Source organism: Desulfatiglans sp. (assembly GCA_012513605.1).
Classification (GTDB): Bacteria; Desulfobacterota; DSM-4660; order Desulfatiglandales; family HGW-15; genus JAAZBV01.
This window is the reverse complement of sequence record JAAZBV010000032.1, coordinates 47,716-53,886: the sequence shown is the minus strand read 5'-3', so window position 1 is coordinate 53,886 and position 6,171 is coordinate 47,716. Positions and strand designations below refer to the sequence as shown.

General features: G+C 42.8%; 5 protein-coding genes. 2 read left to right on the top strand and 3 right to left on the bottom strand.

Going from position 1 to position 6,171, the window contains the following annotated elements:
• The 3 genes from GX654_03900 to GX654_03890 form a co-directional block, all read right to left on the bottom strand.
• Positions 1-2,767 (bottom strand): hypothetical protein (locus GX654_03900; protein ID NLD35991.1); only part of this gene is annotated, 2,767 nt, incomplete at its 3' end.
• 84 nt (positions 2,768-2,851) lie between these two features.
• Positions 2,852-3,079, bottom strand: a complete 228-nt coding sequence (locus GX654_03895) for a transposase (protein NLD35990.1) — start codon at positions 3,077-3,079, stop codon at positions 2,852-2,854.
• A gap of 322 nt (positions 3,080-3,401) precedes the next feature.
• A complete protein-coding gene (locus tag GX654_03890) occupies positions 3,402-4,931 on the bottom strand; it encodes a hypothetical protein (protein NLD35989.1) in 1,530 nt (509 codons plus the stop codon).
• Between the two features lie 295 nt (positions 4,932-5,226).
• On the opposite strand from GX654_03890, the gene GX654_03885 reads away from it, so the two are divergent.
• Positions 5,227-5,544: a divalent-cation tolerance protein CutA gene (locus tag GX654_03885; GenBank protein NLD35988.1), complete on the top strand. Its 318-nt coding sequence runs from the start codon at positions 5,227-5,229 to the stop codon at positions 5,542-5,544.
• 263 nt (positions 5,545-5,807) lie between these two features.
• Entirely contained in the window at positions 5,808-6,170 is a 363-nt protein-coding gene (locus tag GX654_03880) for a response regulator (protein ID NLD35987.1), read from the top strand.
• The last annotated feature ends 1 nt before the right edge of the window (position 6,171 follow it).

Sequence of the window (6,171 nt, the reverse complement as noted above, 5' to 3'; positions counted from 1 at the left end):
TTTCGTAATAAGCAACTGTGGGATCAAGAACTACAAAGCCTTCATGCAACACAGTACCCATATAACCTGTCAGTTGACTCAATTCGCCATCGTCACCAACTGTACACGCTATGGAAGTTGGACCAAAGGCTCCGTTAGGACTGACCCAGATCTCTGTGCCAGCCGCGGGGTTGCCTTCTGCATCCAGTACGGTTCCAACAATAGCTGCCATGTCGGCCGGAATAACCGGAATAAACGGTCCTGTTTCCGGATCAGGCACGCCAAAGTCTATCTCAAGAATGAGATCGTTTTCCGGGCCACCTGTGGCAGCAGTACTGATCAGTACCGGGTGAGTATAAAGAAGTTCAAAAGACAACGTACTATCTGGATATGTTGACCAGACAGTCACTCTATAATTGGTGCTGAACGGCAGAGCTTTCTGCGGTATAACTCCGCCCGCCTGAGTAATGATAGTTATATCATCCTCATCGGTATCCGTGAGGTTCTCAAGAACAACCTTAAGCCCTTTGGTAGGTTTCCCTTTATAGATTACTGTTCCGCTGATATACGTATTTTTAGCAAGTACAATTTCCGTTGCTATAGGCACATATATTGGGTTTTCAGGGTCACTAGATATGTTTTCCAGATCATTCTTGCTTGTGTAGGTATAAGTCTGATAGGTTACAGGCGTTAATGGATCGGTAATATAATCGCCTATAGTTATTGTAAGCGCTGTATCAGCAGGAACCTGCAGCCAAAGACCTTCCTCTCCTTCCAAAGTAACCGGGTTAAATGTGCCGTCACCAGCAGGCCAATTACCATCCGCATCAACTGCACCGCGAACTGTTATAGGCCTATCGTTATACATGCCCTTAATAACAACCCATAGGTTATCAGGGTCAACGTCATCAGGAATATCATTCAGGTCTATGGTCCCCCTGAGATGCGTGTAGCGAATATCGCCCGGAGGATCTGCAAGTATAACATATAAATCGATAGACTCATTTAACTTGGGTGATGTGAGTACAATGGCGCCATTATCCTCCCATGTTCCATAAGTACCACAGTCCAGGTCCGCGAATAGTCCCTCACCACAAACATATGGGGTATCAATAAGTTCGCCATTCAGACTTCCCCAGCGCGCCTCTTTAATAGCTGTCACGGCGGAGCCTGAAGGCACCATAACATAGGACTCAATCTCGGCGACAACAGGCACAACGGCTTCCGAACCCTCTTTTTGCACCCAGCCAGTAAACCAACCAAACGTCGCTTCCCGTAAGAGACCCTCTTCATCAACTATACCGCCGGAATAGCGTGCGACGGGGGAAAGAGGATCATTAAACATAAATACAGCGCCTTCAGCAGGCTCTCCATTTTCATAGAATACCTTTCCCATAATAAAAGCACTGGTGGAAAGAGGCAATATATAATCATGAGATATTTTGATTTCTCCCTCTTCGAATGCTATAAGGTCAGGGCCTTTCGAACCATCCTCATTATTCCTGGGGTTTGTATATTCCAGAAGCGCCATTAAACGGCCAGTGCCCGGCACAGGTAAAAAATAACCGTCTGCATCATTATATAAAAGCCCTGCTATGGAGGGGTTCATACGGTCAGGAATTTTTCCATCCGCGCCTGCGGTATATGTCGCATTCCAAACACCATAGGGGGAAAATGTGTCTGAAAAGATGTTAAGTGTGGAGCCAGGTAAAGGGATAAGGTAAGGCTCTTCAGGGACTGTACACTGGTCTTCTGCATCATACTCCTCCGACGGACACATCATGCCCCTGTCATCCTGGACATTAGCTTGAACATACTTTGATTCAAATGTGTAACCGGCGTTAAATGTTGAAAAATGGTTGACGACTCCTGTAAAAGACCTGGTGGCAGCATGATAGGTTAAACCATCTTTCTGTTCCAGCACCCATTCCGCTGCGTTTTCATCATAATACCAAAGGTCAACTGTGGCAGGGAAATCAGGGTCATTAACATTAATAATATTTCCAACAGGAATAGAAATAGTAGCTGTCTGACCCGGTGCAAGGCTCAGTATTTTGTTGCCATTATCTGTTGTAACTTTTATCTCAAGAATGCCATAAGTTGAGAAAAGCCTTAAAGAACCGTTGACCATGCTGTAAAAATTATCAGGGAAAAACTCTGGGTTTGATGTTGTGTCAACATAGCCGATAGCTACCGTCGCGGTGATGGGATCTTCATCTTCTGGTACCGGGGTGGCGGTGGAAAATGCGGTTCCATCACTGTACCTCAGCGCGTTAGCGCCAATTGTAACATAGGCATTTGTCCTAACATTGTCATTCAGGGTGTTTTCTATGGTTGAGTCGTTAATGGTCTTTTGACTCATTACCGTTAAAGTTATAGTTTCAAGGTCAACCTCTTGATTCGCAATTACCGCAACATCCCGGACATAGGTTACTACGTTTTGAAAGGCAAATCTTAAAGTTACCTGTCTTACGGGATTATCACCGGGTATCCTCAGGCCGAACTCCCCATTGCCGTCACTGCGGACTGTAGCGACAAAAGGCTCCTCGCCTCCATCACTCATAACAAAATCTATGACATCAATAAAAACATGCTGTATCGGATCGCCGGAATCGTTCACAACTACACCAACGATATCGTAGTAGGGAACTTTCCCAACGCCTGTGTCGCCTCCGGATTTTTCACCAACGGTGGTCTTGTCCCCACAACCCGTGATTAACATAATAATCATGAAGCCCACAATTGCCATAAAACTGAACTTTTGATTTTTAAACTTTTTCAATTTCATCCCTTCCTCCTTTCAATTTAGGAAATAACACCTTAGGCTGCCAATATAAATAATTATAATAACAGCGGTTATAACTTTAACCCCCTAAAAACCAAAATAGAAAGCCACTTGGGCAGACAGCATCTCCTCCTTTTTTAAATTATTGTTATTGTTATTTTCATCTTTATTTTTAAAAAACAGTTCAATATTCCAGCGGGACTTATAACGCATAGCCATTGTCTCCACGGTCAAATCAACATTGTTCGTAAGGTAAACAAGGCATTTCTGTCTTTCTATACCGTAAATATGATTCCCCTTATTGTGTCCGGATATTTTTTGGACTGAATAATACTCGCTCCTTAACCAGAAATCTTGTCATCCTTTAATAATGAAATCATTCACTTCTAAAGATTAACACATTCTCATTTTGCCAAAAAGCTTCCCCTTATAGAGAACCCGATGAATCTATAATTTCACACCTGCCAATAGAGGACAGGCGAATAAACAAAGTATATGGTTAATATGTAAGTCTTTTGTGAGACTGTGGAAAAATGTCATGAAAAATGTCCTTTGTCAAGTTTTTTGAAAATAAAGATTCTGCTCTTTTCGATGACATTAAAACACGAAAATCGGCATCTATCGCAGGATGCAGATATCAATCAGCGTCCAAAAGGGCGTCTATTACCTGGCGCATCTCCAGCTCCTCAGCAAAAAAGTCATCTGAGGCCTCATAACCTGTGCCAACCCTCTCATAGATACCCCCAAAATTAAAGTATGGCACAGAATCAGGCGACCTCTCCTGCTTGATTTTGAGGTGCTGCCTTGGGATCTCCTTTTCAACAGCCGGTGTGAGTATATCGTCCATGGTTACCATATCATAATGGTGCGCCTCAATAAGCCCCTTTTGCATATATTCAAGTGCGACAGCATCAAAGGTCTCTGATATCCATTCGCAATGAGAGCACCCTATGCTCCCGAAAAAGAGTATAACCGGCTGCCCCTTGCTGTTTATATTTAATTTGAGGCCTGAATTTTTGAATGTCTGGAACTTTTTCTCCTGCAATGGTGTCTCTTTTCCGGCGTCTACTGCTGATTCATTAGCGCCCTCTTCAACACCTTTATCCGGGTCGCCATATCTCCTGATAACCGCTGTTTTTAGCAGTTCACCGGAATAGTTGAAAAGCCTTGATGCAATATGTTCCTCCCTGAGGAGACTTTTGATGGTCTCCTTTGCCTTTTCAAATGGGGTTGACCTGGCCTTTTGCCTGGCGGTTACATGTAAGATGTGAAACCCGTATTCTGTTTCAACTACATCGGATATGCCCCCCTTTTCAAGGCTGAAGGCAACTGTTTCAATTGAGGGGACGGCCGAACCCCTTGTAATAAAACCAAGGCTTCCGCCATCATCGCCTGTCCTGTCTGAGGAATACTGTTTTGCCAGTTTTGAGAAATTTTCCGGGGTAGCAAGCTTTTTCAAGTTCCCGGCAAATTCTTTTGCCTCTTGTTTATTAAGGTCACTCCTGCAACCAACGCTCTCAGTATGGCAGATGAGAATATGACTCAATGCTACCCTTTCCGGCCCGTTAAAATGATCATGGTTCCGATCATAGTATTTTTTTGCCTCCATATCAGGGATGTCAATGGTTCCAAACTTTGCAACACCCAGCTTGTACGCTGTTACATTATTTTCAAAATATTTGTCAGCGTCTTCTGTTGCAAGCCTTACGTTATTGAGCCTCTTTAAAAATTCAGCCTCTGTGAGAAAATTTCTATCAAGATATTTCTTTCTTTCCTGCCCTATCTCATCCTTTCCTGCGCTGATCTTTTGCCTTTTTGCCTCCTGAAGCAGAAGCAGCTCTGCCATATAGTTTTCAAGATAAGAATTGACTGAGACCCGCTCGCTGTAATCGGAAGGAGAACCTGACATGAACAAAAAAAGATCATACCTCTTCCTGAGATCATGTGTGGATATCTGGACACCGTTAAGTTCTGCTATAACACTCCTTACGATAGCCGGTTTTTGGGCTGCTGTTTCAACACCTTTATCTTGTTTTGTGGTTGTATCCTGTTTGGTCTCTGAATAGATATTATCATTTAAGAAGGTCTGCATTAATAAAAAACAGAGGAATGATGCAATAAGGATGAGGCTCGCACCCCTGAGATATTTACTTTTTTCTTTGATCATTTTCATTTTCAGATAACATGAACTCCTTGCTGGAATACGGGTAGACAAATGAACCGGCATGTCAATGACACTGGCAGGGAATATATTTAGGCTTATTCTCTTTGTCAAGCGGCATCAGCTTCCCAAATCCACCATCAATCTTCCCCTTGTTAATGATGATGGTGAATAAGTGTATCTCAAGTAATAGACAGATTTTTTTAATTTTGGTAAAGCTTGAAAAAGTGGGAGGGGCAATAAAAATGCCACAACCGTGATGGTGATAATGAAAGCAGAAGGCTTCAGGGGGTAAATATTTATGACAGATTTTATACAGGTTTTTATAACCATAAATAACAGGGAAAAAGCTAAGGAAATTGCGGAAGCGCTTATTGAAAAACGATTAGCCGGGTGCATCCAGATAAGCGGGCCTATTAACAGCATATACAGATGGCAGGGCAGAATAGTGGAGGATCAGGAGTGGCTTCTTATTGTAAAGTCAGACAGGGCACATTTTATTGAACTGGAAAATGAGGTAAAAAGAATACACCCTTATGAGGTGCCTGAGATACTCGCACTACCAGTAACAGAGGGAAACAGCTCATACCTCAAATGGCTTAAGGGCGAACTCGCATAGCAGCTATGCACAATATCATGTGCATGGCTGCACCTTAAAGTGTGCATATAACAGTTTTTTCTATATCTTCATAATTTTTGATGGAAGTCGGGCTAAGCATAACACGATGGTTTAATGCCTTACCATTGCGGCTTCTAACGCTCATTCCATTCAGAAAAGCCTTAATTACTGCCTATGGCACAGATATTGTATAATTAATTGCTCAGTCTGAGCCAATAAACTGCTAAAAGAGTTAAGATTAACCTTAAAGCGGGGCTGACAAAATGAATATACTTCTGGTTGAGGATGACTCTGATGTAAGAAAAATGACAACCCGGTTACTGGAATACCTGAATTGCTCGGTTGTGGCTGTTTCGGATGGAAGTGATGCATTAAGCAGCTTAACCAACAAGGGCAACAGTTTTGATCTGGTAATGACAGATTATTCCATGCCCGACATGAACGGGGTGGAACTTGCTGCAAACCTAAAAAGGATATTGCCCGATATACCGGTTATCCTCTGCACGGGTGCAGGAGGTTCTGATAATGACAGCCTCCTGTCCGAATCTGGGATAACAGAGGTTTTAACAAAACCCTATAGCAGAAATGATTTATACCTGACCATAAAAAGGGCAATGGAAAGATAAA